Origin of the sequence: Rufibacter sediminis (genome assembly GCF_014269285.1) — a bacterium.
GTDB lineage: Bacteria > Bacteroidota > Bacteroidia > Cytophagales > Hymenobacteraceae > Nibribacter > Nibribacter sediminis.
Genome location: NZ_JACOAF010000036.1, coordinates 1 through 18,002 on the forward strand (window position 1 = coordinate 1; position 18,002 = coordinate 18,002).

Here is an 18,002-nt window from a genome sequence, read left to right on the forward strand (position 1 = left end):
CAGCGAGTTTCTTTTCTTCATGATTCTTTTGGTTACTTTTCTCATCCAGGAGAAAAGTGACAAACGCGGGCAGACCGCGACTCCAGCCCAGAGGCTTGGCAGGACAGAAGTGAAGAGCAAGGGCGAGTTGCTAATTAGAGCGGAATCTTAAAGACCCATAGAGAAGTTCTGAGACTTGAACCAGGAAAACGGATAAATCTTAGAGAGGATCAGCAGGTGTAAACATCCCCCTTCGCCCCCTTCAAAGGGGGAATCTCTGCTTGAGGGAAGTTGACTTGGTTGGTGGTGAGAACACCAACAACGGCGGGCCGGGCTGGTCACTCAAAAGAAGAAAGGCACGGAAGTAACTTCCGCGCCATAGAAGAGCGGGAACCCCGGAGACAAGGCACCATCACCTCAAGAAATGAGCTAAATAGACTTGCCGCTTGCACTCCCGCAGCAACGGCAGAAAGCCCACCTTTCCCACCCAATAATAGAAAGCCGTTTCGTATCTTCAAGCTTCCAAACACTTACAAACCCTTTACATGAGAATTCTTTACTTTCTGGCGGCCTTTCTGTTGGTCAGCCTGGGAGGACAGGCCCAAACCACGCCGCCTGCGAAAGCCAATTATCAGTTGGCGTCCCGCTTCTCTCCCAAAAAACTGGAAAAGCTTATTTTCACCACCAGCCTGGACCCGCACTGGCTTAAGAAAACCGATCGGTTCTGGTACATGTACGAGTCCTCCAATGGCAAGAACTGGTACATCGTAGACCCGGCGTCCAAGTCCAAGCAGGCGATCTTCAACACCGATAAACTGGCCGCCGACATCACCACCATCGTACGTGACCCGTTCGATGCGCAGCACCTACCCATTGAGAACCTCAAGTTCACCGAGGACGAGAAGAACATCCAGTTTGAGGTGAAGAGCACCATTGATCAGGTGAAGAAAGACCGCGTGGATAAAAAAGCCGCCGATTCACTGGAGAAGAAAACCTTCTACTTCCAGTACAACCTGGCTACCCGCAAACTCACCGAGCTGAAGGACTACAACAAACCGAAGCGCAAGCCCATATGGGCCTCTATCTCGCCCGACCAGAAGTTTGTGGTGTTCGCCAAGGAGCACAACCTGTACTGGATGGACCGCGCTAACTACGAGAAAGCCCTCAAGAATGAGAAAGACTCCACCATTGTGGAAACCAAGTTCACTACCGACGGCGTGGAAAACTACACATACGGCGACTCGCAGGGCGAGACGAACGTGGAGCGCGAGAAGAACAAGAAGAACCGCAAGCCCGCTTACATCATGTGGTCGCCGGACAGCAAGTACTTCATCATGACCCGCACCGATGCCCGCAAGGTGAAAGACCTGTGGGTGCTGCACAACACCGCCACTGGTCGTCCGGCCCTGGAAACCTATAAATACCAGATGCCCGGCGAGAAGGAAGCCCCCATCCGGGAACTGCTTTTGTTCAACTTTGCCGAAAAGACCGCTAAAAAGATCAACGCCGCTGCCTTCAAAGACCAGGAACTCTCCGTGTGGCCCGCTCCGGCCAAGCAAAGCTCCCGCGATGATGAGTTCCGCGCCAACCTGTGGCACGGCACCAACCAGAAAGTGTACTTCACCCGCACCAGCCGCGACCTGAAGAAAATTGACGTGCTTTCTTTGGATGTTCCCTCGGGCACCGTGAAACCTCTGATTGAAGAGCGGTTCAACACCTACGTGGAAGTAAGCCGCGTGGGCCTGGTGAACGGCGGCAACGAGCTGATTCACTGGTCGGAGCGCGACGGCTGGGGGCATTTCTACCTCTATGACGGCAATGGCAAGCTGAAAAACCAGATCACCTCCGGCCCCTTCCACACTGAGGAGATTGTAGGCATTGATGACAAAGCCCGCGTGCTGTACTTCACCGCCAACGGCCGCGAAGCTAAGGAAGACCCGTATTACCTCCATTTGTACCGCGTGAACTTTGACGGTTCTGGCCTGAAACTGTTGAACAGCGGCAATTTTGACCATCAGGTGAGCATGAACGACAGCCGCAAATTCTTCGTAAACTCGGCCTCGCGCGTGAACACGGTTCCCAAATCTGCCTTGTATAACAGCAACGGAAAGAAAGTAATGGACCTGGAGACTGCCGACTTATCTAGACTGATGACCACCGGCTACAAATTCCCGGAGCCGTTTATTGTGAAAGCCGATGATGGCATCACCGATCTGTACGGCGTCATGTACAAGCCGTTTGACTTTGACTCCACCAAGAAGTACCCCATCATTGAGTACATCTACCCGGGTCCGCAGACCGAGGCCGTGAACAAAGCCTTCGGGCGCAGCATGGACCGCATGGACCGTCTGGCGCAGATGGGTTTCATTGTGATTACCGTAGGAAACCGCGGCGGTCACCCGGCCCGCTCCAAGTGGTACCACACCTACGGCTACGGCAACCTGCGGGACTACGGCCTGGCAGACAAGAAAGCCGCGGTAGAGCAACTGGCAGATCGGCATAAATTCATTGACATCAACCGCGTGGGCATCACGGGCCACTCCGGCGGAGGGTTCATGTCTACGGCTGCCATGCTGGTGTACCCAGATTTCTTCAAGGTAGCGGTCTCTGGGGCCGGGAACCACGAGAACAACATCTACAACCGCTGGTGGTCTGAGAAGCACCACGGCGTGAAGGAAGTGATCACCGCCAAAGGCGACACCACCTTCCAGTACTCCATCGACCGGAACCCCGAGCTGGCCAAAAACCTGAAAGGGCACCTGCTGCTCACCCACGGCGATGTGGACAACAACGTGCACCCGGCCAACAGCATTAGAATGGCCGATGCGCTCATCAAAGCCAACAAACGCTTCGATTTCGTGATCATGCCCGGCCAGCGCCATGGCTACGGTGACATGACCGAGTACTCCTTCTGGATGACCGCCGATTATTTCTCCAAACACCTGCTGGGCGATTTCTCCCAAACGGTAGACATCACGGAGATGAACAGAGAGGCCGAACAGAACAACAAGAAGCCTCAAACGGGAAGAGCCGTTCAACCCGAAGACGAAGAATAGATTCCTTCTGCTTCTCTCATTAAAAAGCCGCCGCCATTCAATTGGCGGCGGCTTTTTCTTTTGATCCGAACTCAAGGCAGACGCCTAGCTGGGAAACTCTTTCAATCTGTTTTGGGCGTATTTTCAGGAAATGAGGCTTAAAACAGAAGGCTTCTCTAGCTTCAGGGCTCCTCAGGAAGGTTCCCGCGCTCGTTTTCAATCCTTTTGGATAGATCTTTCCGTATAAAACATCTATGAAAAAACTCCTGTGCCTGTTGCCCTTGATTTGTTTCTTTGCTGCCTGCTCCAGAGATAACACCACCCAATATGAAACGAACCCATCGGTAGAACAGGTGATTGATGAGACCCCGGCGGTTTCGTTTGCCAGTTTTGCGTCTGAACTGCCGGTTTTGTCTTTGCCCTTCCAAGCGGGCTGTTCTTTTGACTACGCCCTCGGCTCCAGGCTAGACACTACGGCCGCCACGGCTTTCTTGCAACCGCATGAATTGCCTTACCGTCGGTTTCCGGTGAGCAAAGACGTGACTGCATTGCTGCTGCTTTACCCCGCCGATGAAACGCTGCCCAGAATCAGGACCTATACCGCAGCGGGTGTCCAAGTAGATGAACAGGACCTGAAAGTTTCTCCCTGCGGCGAAGAACCCGGCATTCGGCACAGCGAGCAGTACACCATTCAGAAAGACCTCACCATTGTGCACGTAGACAGCACCACCCGCTGGCAGTTTGACGCCGAATACAACGAACTGCCCAACACGCGAAAACTCACCGTCACCCGCAAACAGTTCAAAATCTCCTCCACCGGCGATATCACTGAAATAAAGTAGTCCCGGTAAGCACTACCTACCGGCTCTCGTTTTACCTTCGCCCTATTGTTTAGACTATGAAAGATTTCAAGAAATACTACCTTTTGCCCGCTACCCCAGAGGAGGTGTACATTGCCTTAACCAACCCCATCACCATGGAAATCTGGACGGGCGAACCGGCCGAGATGTCCACCGAACCCGGCACGGAGTTCTCGCTTTGGGGAGACAGCATTGTGGGCAAAAACCTGGAGTTTGAGGAAAACAGGAAGATTGTGCAGCAGTGGTACTTTGAAGGCGAGCCCGAAGACTCCATCGTGACCATCAAACTACACCCGCACAAACAAGGCTGCTCCATGGAAGTGAAGCAAACGAACATCCCAGACGAAGCCTACGATGATCTGGTAGAAGGCTGGAACGATGCCTACGCCGGCGCTTTGCTGTCGTTTTTTGAGGAACAGTAAAAATCCAGCCCTACTGCGTTTCTCTGTTTTGGACCTGATTTCACAAAAAAGGCCGGTAAATAACCGGCCTTTTTCTTTTGATGCTGTTGGGTGACAGCTTATTTATCCCACCACAGTCTTTCAGACAAGGAACCAACCGCCGGAACATTCGCTCCGTTGCGGCTAATTTCATCCGTTGGATAGGCTACTCTTCTGATGAAGGTAGTCAAGGCTGCATTGGCCGGCAGTGTGAAATTCTTGTACTGGTAATCAAATCTGCGGGCATCATTCCATGCCTCTGGATTCAGGTAGGTGGTGATGTATTTTTCCTTGAAAATCAGGTCCAGGGTGAGGTTAGCCGCCCCTACTCCAACCGCTGGGTTAGCGAGGTACGTCGCTTTATCAGTGGCAGAAACCCCAAATTTATCCATGCTGGCGCTGATTCCTTCTAGGTAAGCGGTATATGCCCGGGCTTTATCATTGGCCCGGAAAGCGGCTTCCGCCTCTACAAACTTCAGCTCAGCATATGTTACCAGATAAATAGGCGACTCATCGCTGGTGAAGGGCGAAGTTCTGGAAATATAACTCTCATCCTTCACCGTGCTGCTAGCAGGTCCCACGTTTCCGGCTCCGTTTGGAGTGCCTTTGTAGGTATTGGTAACAGTAGCGGTGGCAAGTTTAGGAAGTCTGGGATCTACCACTCCAAAAGTGGTTCCGTTCAATTGATCAACCAGTTGCTCAGACAGCCAACCGCCCAACAAGTTACTCTCATTTGACAGAGCCACTCCCGCCCAATAATTCCGGGCCGGGAACACATTCATGCCAGCATCATCTGCATTACTGGTGAAAGAGTTCTGAACAGCCGTTAGCACCTCTGCCGGAGCATAAGAAGATGTCTTGCTAACCTTGTTGAGCTGCCTGGCTTTAAGCGCATATGCTAGTTTCAGCCATTTGGCTCGGTCACCTGCATAGATCAAATCACCGGTAGGGCTAAGTTTAACGGTAGCATCTGTTTTGGACAACTCCGTTATTGCTTCGTTCAATAATTTTAAACTTTCGCTGTATAGCTGCTCCTGAGAGTCATATTTGGGCGTTAGGATATCAACGCGGAACGCTTCTGAGTAAGGAGCATTCCCAAACAAATCCGTCACTAAGGTCAAGTGGTAAGACATAAGTACATTTGCCACTCCCACGTACTCACTTGAACCTTCCGTAATGGCCTTTTGCCGCATATCATAGATATCAGCCATAGCCAGGTAAAGCGAGTTCCAGGTACTTGAGTAGTTGGCTATGTCATAGATATCGGTAGTGGACGAAGCACTAGGACTGGCCAGGTACTGTACAAAATAGGAGGTAATATTGGACACATTGTAAGTGGTTGCTCCTGCCTTCTGAGTAGTGGTGGCCAGCAACGCTGAAAGTGCCGGGTCTGTGACTTGGTTAGGGTTCTCACTTAACTCAAAGTAATCATCACAACTTTGCAGCCCCAGGGCTCCCACCAGTATAAATGGGAGGATATATCTATATGCTCTTTTCATAAAATTTTAAGTATTAGAATCCTACATTAAGGGTGAAGAAGAAGCTTCTGACCGCTGGATAAGTGAAACCAGAGAAGCCGTCTACGTTGCTTCCGCTGTTGGTTCCGCTTGTCTCTGGATCATACCCATAGTAGTCTGTTGATAACCACAAATTATTGCCGGTAGCAGAGAAAGAAGCGTTTTTGACAAACTTCTTAGGCAACCAGGTAGTAGGCAGGTTGTAGTTCAAAGTAAGCGTACGCAGTCTAACCCAAGAGGCATCCTGCACAAACTCTTCTGAAACCGTTCTGTGGACGTTACGATAATAACCATTTCCGTAATCTACCCCATCTGGTCCCACTCCCTGGCCTAACCAAACTCTTTTCGTGTTGGGAGTACCGTCGGCTAACACGCCTTCAAACACCCTAAAATCATTGCGGTTGGTGGTGTAATCTGCTTTTCCGAACGCGGAATAGAAGTTCTCCAGCTGATTGTATTTGTCTTGTCCTATGCGGGCATCAAACAAAGCAGATAGGCTCAGGTTCTTGAAAGTAAATGTGTTGGTAAAACCACCAATCCAATCTGGCTGGGTGTTTCCAAGTATTTTCTGGCTGCTAGATGGCGCAACTACCGGAAACCCATCTGCCCCAATAACCATCGGTCGGTTAGTGTCCGTGAATAGCGGATCTGGGGTATCAGCGCCATAATAGCGCAGATAATGGGAGCCATAGATGTTTCCGTAAGGCTGACCTGGAATCAGTTTCATGGTAACGGTTGCTCTGCCATAGCCAAATTGGGAGCCCATTGGAATTTCAGTGAGGCCTTCTCGTAAACTTACCACTTTGTTTCTATTGGCAGAGAAGATCAACTTAGAGTCCCATCTGAACTCTCCTTTCTGGATTGGGGTAGCGTTCAGCACCAATTCTATCCCTTTGTTTCTCATGCTACCAGCGTTAACCGCAGCTTTCAGATAACCGGTGGTGTTGGATACATCAATGTTAATGATCTGGTCTTCGCTAAGTGAATAATAATACGTCAAGTCAAATCCTAAACGGCCATTCAGGAAATTCATTTCCAGACCACCTTCATAAGTATTGGTAAATTCTGGTTTAAGGCTAGGGTCACCTAAAACAGCACCTCTGGTGAAACCGGTATAGCCAGAAGGAAGACCGGTGTAAGATGTATATCCTGTAGAGGTAGAGTAGGCCAACGCGTCTTTCCCTACTTTGGCGTAAGAAAGCCTAAGTTTACCATACTTGATAAAATCAGGCAGATCGAATTGCTCTGTAAACACGTAGCCCAAACTCACCGAAGGATAGAAAAAGGAGTTATTAGGGCTTAACAGAGAGGAAGTAATGTCATTTCTTCCGGTTAGCGTAAGGTAGAGAAAGTCCTTGTAGTCTAACGTGGCTTCTCCAAAAAGCCCCATCAATCGATAGTCAGAATCGGTTTGAGTGGCGCTGATGATTTTAGCGTTCCTTAAGCTAAACCAGTCATAAACGGTAAGTTCAGAACCAGACACCCCAACATCTTTGGTGCTTCGGTCATATAGGTCATGCCCTAAACGCAGCGTAGCTTTTAAGTCGCTGCCAAAATTATGGGTTAAAGTTGCTACCAATGTAGAATTAATGGCTCTAAAATTGGAGTTATACTCATTTACAAAACCTAAACCATTGTCATAGTTTGCTTCACCTGGTATGCCGCGTAAGCCAGGCGCAGTGCCAGTCCGGTTATCGGTGTAGGTATCCAGCCCAATTCTGTAGTTGAAGTCAAGCCACTCAAAAGGAGTATAGCCAAAGGTAAGACCACCAATAAAACGGTTCACATTGTCCTTTAACCGGTTGGTTGCCGCCCCGAAGAGTGGGTTGTCATTGCCGCCGTGCGTGAGCATGGTCCCGTCTGGATTAAGGTAATCCCGCACATCCCAACGATCAGTGAAATAGGCCAAGCTCTCCCCGAAACGGTCTGCATTGTAACGGTATCCGCCGGAGTTAATGAAATTGAAATTAGCTCCTGTTCTGAACTTCTCACTGATTTTCACATCTGCGTTCAAACGGGCTGAGAAGTTCTTATAATCAGTGAAAGGCAACACGCCTTCGTGGTTCAGGTATGATAACGAAGAAAGGAATGTCACTTTCTCAGTACCGCCAGAGAAGGAAAGTGAGTTTCTATATTGTTTACCAGTACGGTAACCGTTTTTCAGGTTGTCATAAAGTTCTTCTGGATGGGTAGGATCAATTTCCCGGGCTTCTTCCACTGTAGGGCCCCAAGCTGGCCAAAAGCTATCTTTGTCATACACCCCCAGGTACCCTTGGGTATAAGTACGCTGTACTTCAGGAAGTTTGTTCACGTTCTCCACCCCAAAGCTGCTGGTGAAGTTTACCCGTAAGGAACCTTCCTGCCCTTTCTTAGTGGTAATTACCACTACACCGTTAGCGCCCCTTAAACCATATAAGGCAGTAGCGGCACCACCTTTCAGCACGTTAATACTGGCAATATCGTCTGGGTTAATATCGGCGGCCCGGTTGCTCATGCCTCTCAATTCTGCGCCTTCCCCGTAAGTGGAAGTAGAGTTATCCATCAATACTCCGTCAATCACAAAAAGAGGTTCATTGGATCTGCCCACGTCAATGGAGTTCACCCCTCTGATTCTGATACTGGTTCCCTGCCCTGGAGCACCACCAGTACTGGAAATCTGAGCTCCAGCCACTTGCCCTTGCAAGGCATTCAATACGTTGGGCTGACGGCTTCTGGAGATCTCTTCGGTTTTCACTTCTTGAGTGGCATAGCCTAAAGCCCTTTTCTCCCTGGAGATCCCAAGTGCCGTCACCACTACTTCACCCAACTGCTGATTATCCGGCGTTAGTGAAAGCTGTAGGTTGGATTGGTCCCCTACCGGTACTTCCCGCGTGATATACCCCAGATAACTTACCACAAGAACAGCTGCATTGTCAGACACCCGAATACTGAAATTTCCATTCGCATCGGTAGAAGTTCCATTGGTGGTGCCTTTGATTACCACACTGACGCCAGCTAAACTGCTGCCATCATCTGAGGCGGAAATCTTACCGGTAACTTCCCGCTGCTGGGCATAGGCCATGCTAAGCGAAGAAAGTAATACCAGTAAAAAGAGTAATGTTTTTTTCATGCTTTAAACAGGTTTAATTAAGTGAGTTTGTAAGAGTTTGGAGAGCGGTGATTCAGCCAATTGGCTATTGGTACTGGAGTATATCTATAAAATTAAATATCTCCTAAAGTTTGGGGTAAAAAATATACTTTATTTCTAAGATTATATAGTTTTATCAAAATATAGAATCCACCAAGATTACTTTTTATAAAAATTAAAATGCAATGTTGGGCAAAGCCCCGTCCTCTACTTGATCACCAGCATCCATTTTCCTGAAGCTTCCGTTTTAAGCTCATTTTCAGAAAACAGCCTTAAAACGAAGACGCACTTTGTCCTCCTCCTCAGCGCTGCCCTCAAAACAGTACCTTCAGCACCAGACTCCAGCCCCTTGCTCTTTTCAGGCCCTGGCAGCAGGCATCATAACCTGGCGGAGGTCAAAAAACAGCGTTATTGTTTTTCATCCGGGCTCGTTAAACAAGGCATTAACTAACAGTGTACATCCATGAAGAACAACCACTTATCCCTGATACTCTTGGTTTAGGCAACCCTCGCTCTGGCGCAAATTACACCGCCGGGAGCAACGGAGCGGGTGCAGGTCACGGCGCCCCAGAACATGCGTAGCGCGCCTTTCAGCATTGATCGGTTTGTGTCTTTACCCCGGAATTTCTCGCTGGCGGTGTATGCCCGCATTTCAGGGCCCGGTTCATGGCCGTCGCACCCAACGGCGACCTGCTGGTGTTAGTACCGGGGAAAGGAAGGGGGAAGCTGGTGCGGCCCAACGCGGCAGGAAGTCCCCAAGTCTCCGATTTCGTGACGGGATTGGCCCGGCCGCATAATTTGGTGTTCTATGAGATCAACGGCACCCTGTATTTGTACATCGCGGAGAAGAATAAAATCAGCCGCTACACCCATCAGAATGGCGATGTGACAGGACAGAACCGACAGGTAGTGGTAGATAATCTGCCGGATGCCAACTTGCCGGAGCTTAACGGCAACTACGGGCACGAGCTGAAGAACATCGCGCTGGGCCGGAACCACAACCTGTACGTGCCCATTGCCTCTACCTGCAATGCCTGCGCCCACGCAAGCCACGCTTACGCTGGTGAACCTTCAGGGAAGCACCCGCTGGCACACGAAGCAACAACTGGGCAGCGGCACCACCAAGGTCACAATAGACACCGGTGCGCTGGGCATGAGTGTACCTGTTGCAGGTGGTCACCCCCTTCGTTTAAAGTCACCAGAAAAGTACTCGTTCAGAAAGAATGAAGCGGATTAGCGTGATTCTCCGCCGGGCGCATCGGTGTCATGGGGATGGAAGGTCCAGATCTGCTCGGGGGTAATGACAGCATCCAGGGCCAGGTCGTTGACGTGCACATCATCAATCAGGTCAACGGGCGGCTCCAGCGAGAGCCCCAGTTTTTGGCTTACTTTGGGCAAAAGGGCCAGAAAACGGTCATAGAACCCTTTGCCGTACCCCACCCGATGGCCTTGGAGATCGAAGGCCAGTAACGGAACCAGCACCAGATCAATCGCCGACTCGGGGATGGGCAGGGCATTCACCGGCTCGGGTATTCCCCAGGCAGCTTCCCGGAATTGGGTGTCGGGGGAAATCAGGAAGTGGGTCATGGAAAGGTCTGCCGGGTTTGCCACGGGCACGGCCACCTGCACCTGTAGCTGCCACAGCCGCTCCACCAGGCGCCAGGTGTTGATCTCCTGGTGCTGCCGGATCGGCAAAAACGTATGGACCGTCTGCCCCGGCTGGGGCGCATACTCGGCGAAGAAGCGGTCAGCAATGCGGTCGCTGGCCATGTCTATCTGTTCAGCGGAGAATAGGCGGCGCCTAACGGAATATTCTTTCCTGAGATTTGCTTTCAGGGCCATGGTTAGTCTTCCTGGAGAACGGTGAAGCAATAAGCGAAGGGCTCGAACGCCGCCACCAGCTCCTGGATGAAGCCGGGGTTGTTGGTTTGGTAGGTGAGCAGGTTGTCAACGCGTTCCTGCAGCACGCCCGTGGGGAAAAGTTTCTCTTTGAGGTTGGCCAATTGGTTGTAAGCCGTGTCATTCTTGTTCTCGGCGGCTTTGTTCAGCTTCTTCTCCAGTAGCTGCAGGCTGTTCTGGGCTTTCTGGGCCTCGGCCCCCACGGCTTTCACCAGGGTAGGATCAAGGGTTTGCGCCAGTTGCTCCACCTGTCGGAACACCTCTTCCAGGGCGGTCCGCTGCGGCTCCAGGTTCACCTCCTGCTGATTCAGCAGCTCCGCCAGGCGTTTCTTCAGCTCGGGCAATTCCCTGAACATCTCGGTCACGGTGAAGCCGAGCTTCTCCAGGCGCTGCGCATTGGGTTTGGTGATGTACAAAGCCGAGTTTCGCAGCATCACCGCCGGATACGGCACCCCAAACGCCTCAAACATCCCTTTCAGCTGAAACCAGTAGGCAACTTCGGCGCCGCCGCCAATGTAGGCCAGGTTGGGCAGCACCAACTCCTGATACAGCGGACGCAGCACCACATTCGGGCTGAATTTCTCAGGGTTCGTTTGGGTGAGTTCCAGGATCTGCTCTTGGGAGAACACCAGATCGGTGTTCAGTACTTTGTAGTGTTCGCCTTCGCGCACGATGCGTTCGCGCAGGTTCTGGTCCAGGTAAAAGAGGTTGATCTCGCGTACCATCACCTGCGGCTTGTAGTGCTTCTCCAGCGCCGCGTTCGTTTTAGTGACGGCGGTGTAAGCCACCTGCTGGGTGAGTTCGCGCTGCGCGATGGGGCTGAACGCCTGCTTCAGGGCGGCGCTGTCGCCGTCCAGGCACACCACGCCGTATTCGCCAAACAAGCCGTTCACGATGTGGCGCATGGCCTCGGCCAGGGTGGCGCTCCCCGTGTACGCCTGCTCAAAGAGCGGGTAGCTTTCGGGCATCTCGTCCAGGAGCTCGTTCAGGCCATCGGTGGAGAAACGGCCCACGGCGCCCTTGGCATCGCTCTCCCAGGTATAGTTCTTCCCGAAAAGGGTGAAATGATTCACTTCGGCAAAGTCATGGTCCTCGGTGGCCATCCAGTACACGGGCACGAACTTCTGGTCTGGGTATACTTTCTGCAGCTCGCGGGCCGTGTTGATGGCCGTCACAATCTTGTAAATAAAGTAAAGCGGACCGGTGAACAGATTCAACTGGTGCCCCGTAGTGATGGTAAAGGTCTGGGCATCGGCTAAAGCCGAAATATTGGCCTGTACTGCTTCCGGAACTTCCACACCTTCATACTGCCGATTCAGTTCCTGCACCAACACCTGCCGCTGCGCTGCCGGGAAATTCCGGTCTCTGATGAGGCCCGAAAAAGAGCTGGTTTCAGGAAAATGGGCGTAAAACGGCTGAAGTTTGGGGTCTTTCCGCAGGTAATCCTGCACGAGGGAAGAGAAGGCACCGGTGGCGCTATAGTCAATACAGGAAACTTTCATATCTGGGGTTCAGCGGCATTGAGTCCGCTTACCGTGCAAAGGTAAAATCTATTTTCTGAATAATACCCGTAGTACGTTTCTGAGTTCTTTATGGATGGTGTCTTGCAGGAAACCTTCTGTTGTTTGCCAATGGGTTGCCTGACTGGTACAGTTCCTTGTGCATGCAGTTTGCCGTTGCTGGCGTGGTGACTGGTCGATGCGGTGCCCTTATGCTAGTGTGTTGCATGGCTGCCCTCCGTGCGCTCACGGCCGCGAGGCCCCGTCTTCCCCTCTCGCACTGCCCTTTCGGCCTGAAGTGTCCTTTGTTCTTAGTTTTGCCTTTCCAGGGCCAAAAGCGAGGCGCGCTCGGGCAAGACTGGAAAGGGGAAAGTAGTAATGGTGGCGATGTTTAAATTAACTAGGAAACATTGTTCAAGTTTTCAACTTGGACCTACCTTGACCGGGAGTTTGCAACTTCCGTGAGGCGTGAGCCTCAAATTGGTATTGCTGACAATCATCGCCCAGGAGCAGCAACACCGCTCACTCAAAAGACCTCGTAGTGTCCGAAGGTCCTACGAGTGTCTAAGCAAACTGCCTGTAGTTGCCCTGAAAACAAAAAGCCCTCACAGGTTTTGAAAACCTGTGAGGGCTACGGAATTTACCTCTTCGTTTTGGGCCTGTTTTTAGGAAACAGACGGTAAATGGCTGGATACTTCTTTCTCCACCGGCGCGTAGTTGTTCGTCACCACTTCGCCGTAGAGGTCAAAGTCAGAAGAATCAGTGATTTTCACGTGGGCGAAGTCTCCCAGGCGCACGTAGGTGCTGTCTGCTGGTACCAATACTTCATTATCCACTTCTGGAGAATCATATTGGGTACGGCCCACGAAATAGCCACTTTCCTTCCGGTCGAACAATACTTTATAGGTATTGCCTACTTTCTCTTCGTTCATCTCCATGGAAATGCCTTGCTGCAGTTCCATGATGGCATCGGCACGTTCTTGCTTTACTTCATCCGGCACGTTGTCTTCCAGCGTGTGGGAATGCGTGTTTTCCTCGTGCGAATAAGTGAAGATACCCAGACGGTCAAATCGGGTTTCTTCAACCCAGCGGTACATCTCCTCGAAGTCCTGCTGCGTCTCGCCGGGGTGACCGGCAATCAACGTGGTTCTAAGGGCGATGTCTGGCACGCGCTGACGGATGGTGTCTACCAACTCCAGCGTACGACGCTTGGAAATACCGCGGCGCATGGTCTTGAGCATGTTGTCTGAAATGTGCTGCAAGGGCATGTCCAGGTACTTGCAGATGTTCTCGCGCTCTACCATTACATCCAGCGCATCCATAGGGAACTGGCTTGGGTAGGCGTACTGCATCCTGATCCACTCAATGCCGTTCACATCTGAGAGGCGCTGTAACAACTCGGCCAGTTTGCGCTCGCCGTAGTGCTGCAGGCCGTAATAGGTCAAGTCCTGCGCGATCAGGATCAATTCTTTGGTGCCCATGTTGGCCAGCCGCGTGGCTTCTTTCACCAGACTGTCCATGGGACGATCCACGTGCTTGCCGCGCATCAATGGAATGGCGCAGAATGAGCACGGACGGTTACAGCCTTCGGCGATTTTGAAGTAGGCGTAGTGCTTGGGCGTGGTGAGCAGACGCTCGCCAATAAGTTCGTGCTTGTAATCGGCTTCCAGGGTTTTCAGCAGCTGCGGCAATTCCAGCGTTCCGAAATAGGCATCTACCTGCGGAATCTCGGCCTCCAGAGAGTCTTTGTAGCGCTGCGAGAGGCAACCGGTTACGTAGAGTTTATCAATAGCGCCCGCTTCTTTGGCATCGGCGTAGCGCAGAATGGTGTCAATGGATTCCTGCTTGGCGTTGTCAATGAAGCCGCAGGTATTCACGATGATGATGTTGGCGTCGTCTTTCTCTGAATCATGCACCACGTGGCGGTCGTTGGCTTGCAACTGGCCCATGAGCACCTCAGAGTCTACCAGGTTTTTGGAGCAACCCAGCGTGATAACGTTGTATTTGTCTTGTTTAAGCGATCTTACTTTCACGTGCCTGTCTTAGGGAATTCTTACTTATGGGGAGCAACAACCAAACCGGGGTGATTGGTTTACTTTCTGCCTATTTTCTCAAAATCAGCCTGTAAATAGATTGATTTCGTACTTCTGCTCTCTTATCTCTGGTTCAAGTTTTCAACTTGGACCTATGTTGATCTGAAGTTTGCAACTTCAGTGAGGCGATAGCCTCAGGGTAGGTATTCCAGACTTTCGGTCTCATTCTCACTTATGGCTCACGCAAGTTGGAAACTTGCGGCAATAGTGGCTCCAAGTTGCAAACTTGAAGCAGGAAGGATTTGGAAGCAGGAAAGGCGTTTCTGCTTTGCGCCTGTTTTCAGGAAATCAGGCGCAAAACGGTCTTGCCTATTTTTTGGAGAACAAGGAGTCCACGAACTCGCGCTTGTCAAATACCTGCAGGTCTTCCACGCGCTCACCTACGCCAATGTACTTCACCGGAATCTTGAACTCGTCTGAGATGCCGATGATCACGCCGCCTTTGGCCGTTCCGTCCAGTTTGGTCACGGCCAGAGCGGTAACTTCGGTGGCTTTGGTGAACTCGCGGGCCTGGATCACGGCGTTCTGGCCGGTGCTGCCGTCCAGTACCAGCAGTACTTCCTGCGGCGCGTCTTCAATCACTTTCTGCATCACGCGTTTGATCTTGGAGAGCTCATTCATCAGACCCACTTTGGTGTGCAGACGGCCGGCGGTGTCAATGATCACCACATCGGCGTTCATCTCCACGCCTTTCTTCACGGCATCATAGGCTACCGAGGCCGGATCGGTGTTCATGCCGTGGTCAATCACGGGAATGCCCACGCGGTCGCCCCAGATTTTGAGTTGGTCTACCGCGGCGGCTCTGAAGGTATCGCCCGCGCCCAAGACTACTTTCTTACCGGCTTTGTGGAACTGTGAGGCCAGCTTACCGATGGTGGTGGTTTTGCCCACGCCGTTCACGCCTACCACCATGATCACGTACGGGTTTCCGCCGGTGTCTGGGAGGGTAAAATCGGTGGCTACGCCTCCTTTGTTCTCCTCCATGAGGTCCATGATCTCTTCGCGCAGGATGCGGTCCAGGTCTGAGGTCCCCACGTATTTGTCACGGGCCACGCGCTTCTCAATGCGGTCAATGATCTTGACGGTGGTGCCAATTCCCACATCGGCGTGTACCAGCACAGTCTCCAGCTCATCCAATACTTCCTCGTCCACCTTAGACTTGCCCACGACGGCTTTGCTGAGTTGGTCAAAGAAACTGGTTTTGGTTTTCTCCAGACCTTTGTCCAGAGATTCTTTTTTGTCTTTGCTGAAGAAACCGAAAAGTGCCATAGCGGTCTAGGGAACTATTGGAGGTAAGGATTAGAAAAGGAATATATACCAAAAAAGTCCCGCGTATGGAGGGACTTTTACAGGTATATCATCAATGCGATATCGGCAATTATTTTTTCAGGGCGTCCTGTACTTGATCTACAGGCACCATTTCTTCTCTGAAGGTGTACGCACCAGTCTTAGGAGACTTAACGGCTTTGATCACCTTCGCCCAGTCTTTACCGGAAGAAGTTTTCAGGGTTGCAACTACTTTCTTAGCCATGGTTATTTAATTTCTTTATGTACGGTAACTTTCTTCATGAACGGATTGAACTTCTTCATCTCCAAACGCTCAGGAGTGTTCTTTCTGTTTTTGGTAGTGATATACCGAGACATGCCAGGTACGCCGGAGTTTTTCTGCTCAGTGCACTCCAAAATCACCTGAACTCTATTGCCTTTAGCTTTCTTTGCCATCGCGAAGTTGATTTTTATTTAGGACTGCAAATATACGAGCCTAGTCCTGTAATTACAAATGCTTTTCTACTTTTTTACTTTGGGTATCACGCAGTTTGTGCTAAAACACCTGCTTTGTCTCACTCCTCTACGCTCAAGCGCCGCGCTTTAGTTCCTTTTGGGCCTGTTTTCCAGAAAATGGCTCCAAAACTCCTTCTCCGTTTGGCACTTGCCGCCCACCGGCGATGCACCTACTTTAACTCCGGCAGCTTGAAGCTGTCCAGCGGACTGGGCTTGGCCATGGCCGCCTCAATGTCTTTGACGGAGCGCGGCGCGCCCGCCGACAGGTTTTCCCAGCCTTTGTCAGTGATGAGCACATCGTCCTCAATGCGCACGCCTATGCCCCACCACTTCTTGTCGCAGGGGCTGCCTTCAGGGATGTAGATGCCGGGCTCCACGGTAATCACGGTATTGGCTTTAAACGGGCCGTAGGTGCCGCGGTCGTGCACGTCCAGGCCCAGGTAGTGCGACACGCCGTGCATGGTGTAGCGGCGGGCCTCCTCGGCTTTCTGGATAATGCCCAACTTGAGCAGCCCCTCGGCCATCACGGCCTGCGCAGCCACATTAGGAGCCCCGAAGGTGTTGCCCACTTTGCACTCCTTAAAACCGGCTTCCTGAGCGGCGTACACCAGCTCGTAAATCTGTTTCTGCTCCGGGGTAAACTTGCCGTTGGCCGGAATGGTGCGGGTCACATCGGCGGTGTAGCCGTGGTACTCCGCGCCAAGGTCCATCAGCACCAACTCGTTCCCCAGTTTGGGTTTCTCATTCTCGATGTAGTGCAGAATGCAGCCGTTGTTGCCCGCGCCCACAATAGACGGATATCCCTCGTACTCAGCGCCGTACTTCTTGTAGACGAACTCATGAATGCCCTGCACCTCCATCTCTGACATGCCCGGGTGCATGGCTTTCATCACCTCCATCTGCCCGATGGCGGACATGGCTACGGCCTTGCGGAGCAGTTTCATTTCCTCCGGAGATTTGGTTTCCCGCAGCTCGGCCAGCCTGGTTTCCAGGGCAGACAAATCAAACTTTTCTTTGGGCATATTCGCCACTAGGGCAGCCCGGGCGGGCGCGTCTTTAGCCGCGAGGTAACTCTTCAGGAACGCATTGTTGTTCAACGCCGGATTAGACGCCATCTGCCGCTGCACTTCCTGCTTCACCCGTTCTCCGGACTGAGCATCATATTGCTTGATGATCTGGTACAGCTCCTGGTGGGCGAAATCCTGGCCGGGTTTAAGGCCTATCTTCTGGCGGAACTGCGCCACCAGGTCAGACAGATCGGCTTTGTCGCCTTTGTCGTCTCTGAGGTCAGAGGGCAGGTTCAGGAACAGGATCTGGTCAAAGGCGGCCGTGTCTAGCTGGAAGTTGGCGAAGGATGTGGCGGGCAGCGCGTGCGTTAGCCCCAGGTGCTGCTTCACGCCTTCCTCGCCCAGGCGCTTGCCCGTCCAGGACTCGCGCTGCGGGTTGCGGGGCTGCGCGAACAGCACCTCCTGGGTGGCCACGCCGTTGATGACGTGTTGTTCCGAAAACAGCAGTAAAACGGAGTTGGGCTCACGATAGCCCGTGAGGTAGTAAAAGTCGGGGTCCTGGTGGAAGTTGAAGTCCACGTCGTTGGCCCGATTCCTTAACGGATTGGAAAACAAAACGGCAACGGAGTGGGCCGGCAGCTTTTGCCGCAGGGCCTCTCTCCGTTGCCGGTGAAATTCTTTGTCCAGGAAATCAGCAGGTTTGTCCGGGCCAGTATTTTGCGCGGTCACCCCCACAGGCAGCGACACAAGCAATGTAAAACAAA

Annotated in this window: 13 protein-coding genes; 4 read left to right on the forward strand and 9 right to left on the reverse strand. The window is 51.9% G+C overall.

Going from position 1 to position 18,002, the window contains the following annotated elements; translation table 11 throughout:
• The first annotated feature begins 524 nt into the window (after positions 1-524).
• The 3 genes from H7U12_RS15340 to H7U12_RS15350 all read left to right on the forward strand — a co-directional run bounded on the left by H7U12_RS15340 (position 525) and on the right by H7U12_RS15350 (position 4,296).
• Positions 525-3,035 carry a S9 family peptidase gene (locus H7U12_RS15340; RefSeq protein WP_186639573.1) on the forward strand — a complete coding sequence of 837 codons (2,511 nt, stop codon included), beginning with the start codon at positions 525-527 and terminating at the stop codon, positions 3,033-3,035.
• A 233-nt stretch (positions 3,036-3,268) separates the two neighbouring features.
• Complete coding sequence (locus H7U12_RS15345) at positions 3,269-3,856, forward strand: hypothetical protein (protein ID WP_186639575.1); 588 nt, start codon at positions 3,269-3,271, stop codon at positions 3,854-3,856.
• A gap of 56 nt (positions 3,857-3,912) precedes the next feature.
• Positions 3,913-4,296 carry an SRPBCC domain-containing protein gene (locus H7U12_RS15350; RefSeq protein ID WP_186639577.1) on the forward strand — a complete coding sequence of 128 codons (384 nt, stop codon included), beginning with the start codon at positions 3,913-3,915 and terminating at the stop codon, positions 4,294-4,296.
• Positions 4,297-4,394: 98 nt separating this feature from the next.
• On the opposite strand, the gene H7U12_RS15355 is transcribed toward H7U12_RS15350, so the two are convergent.
• Entirely contained in the window at positions 4,395-5,813 is a 1,419-nt protein-coding gene (locus H7U12_RS15355) for a SusD/RagB family nutrient-binding outer membrane lipoprotein (RefSeq protein WP_186639579.1), read from the reverse strand.
• 13 nt (positions 5,814-5,826) lie between these two features.
• Positions 5,827-8,940 (reverse strand): SusC/RagA family TonB-linked outer membrane protein, encoded by a 3,114-nt coding sequence (locus tag H7U12_RS15360; protein WP_186639581.1) that lies wholly within the window; start codon positions 8,938-8,940, stop codon positions 5,827-5,829.
• Positions 8,941-9,624: 684 nt separating this feature from the next.
• Between H7U12_RS15360 and H7U12_RS15365 the strand changes: the two genes are divergently transcribed.
• Positions 9,625-10,185 (forward strand): hypothetical protein, encoded by a 561-nt coding sequence (locus H7U12_RS15365; RefSeq protein ID WP_186639583.1) that lies wholly within the window; start codon positions 9,625-9,627, stop codon positions 10,183-10,185.
• A 6-nt stretch (positions 10,186-10,191) separates the two neighbouring features.
• On the opposite strand, the gene H7U12_RS15370 is transcribed toward H7U12_RS15365, so the two are convergent.
• The 7 genes from H7U12_RS15370 to H7U12_RS15400 form a co-directional block, all read right to left on the reverse strand.
• Positions 10,192-10,800, reverse strand: a complete 609-nt coding sequence (locus H7U12_RS15370; protein ID WP_186639585.1) for a 5-formyltetrahydrofolate cyclo-ligase — start codon at positions 10,798-10,800, stop codon at positions 10,192-10,194.
• A 2-nt stretch (positions 10,801-10,802) separates the two neighbouring features.
• Positions 10,803-12,359 carry a bacillithiol biosynthesis cysteine-adding enzyme BshC gene (bshC, locus tag H7U12_RS15375; RefSeq protein WP_186639587.1) on the reverse strand — a complete coding sequence of 519 codons (1,557 nt, stop codon included), beginning with the start codon at positions 12,357-12,359 and terminating at the stop codon, positions 10,803-10,805.
• 662 nt (positions 12,360-13,021) lie between these two features.
• A complete protein-coding gene (gene rimO / locus H7U12_RS15380) occupies positions 13,022-14,389 on the reverse strand; it encodes a 30S ribosomal protein S12 methylthiotransferase RimO (RefSeq protein WP_186639589.1) in 1,368 nt (455 codons plus the stop codon).
• Between the two features lie 369 nt (positions 14,390-14,758).
• The gene (gene ftsY / locus H7U12_RS15385) at positions 14,759-15,718 is read right to left on the reverse strand and encodes a signal recognition particle-docking protein FtsY (RefSeq protein ID WP_186639591.1); all 960 of its coding nucleotides are present in this window, start codon (positions 15,716-15,718) and stop codon (positions 14,759-14,761) included.
• Between the two features lie 109 nt (positions 15,719-15,827).
• Positions 15,828-15,980, reverse strand: coding sequence for a DUF4295 domain-containing protein (locus H7U12_RS15390; RefSeq protein WP_186639593.1), 153 nt, complete (start codon positions 15,978-15,980; stop codon positions 15,828-15,830).
• A gap of 2 nt (positions 15,981-15,982) precedes the next feature.
• Positions 15,983-16,171: a 50S ribosomal protein L33 gene (gene rpmG / locus H7U12_RS15395; protein ID WP_062543030.1), complete on the reverse strand. Its 189-nt coding sequence runs from the start codon at positions 16,169-16,171 to the stop codon at positions 15,983-15,985.
• A gap of 230 nt (positions 16,172-16,401) precedes the next feature.
• Positions 16,402-17,985 carry an aminopeptidase P N-terminal domain-containing protein gene (locus H7U12_RS15400; protein ID WP_255896758.1) on the reverse strand — a complete coding sequence of 528 codons (1,584 nt, stop codon included), beginning with the start codon at positions 17,983-17,985 and terminating at the stop codon, positions 16,402-16,404.
• Between the last annotated feature and the right edge of the window lie 17 nt (positions 17,986-18,002).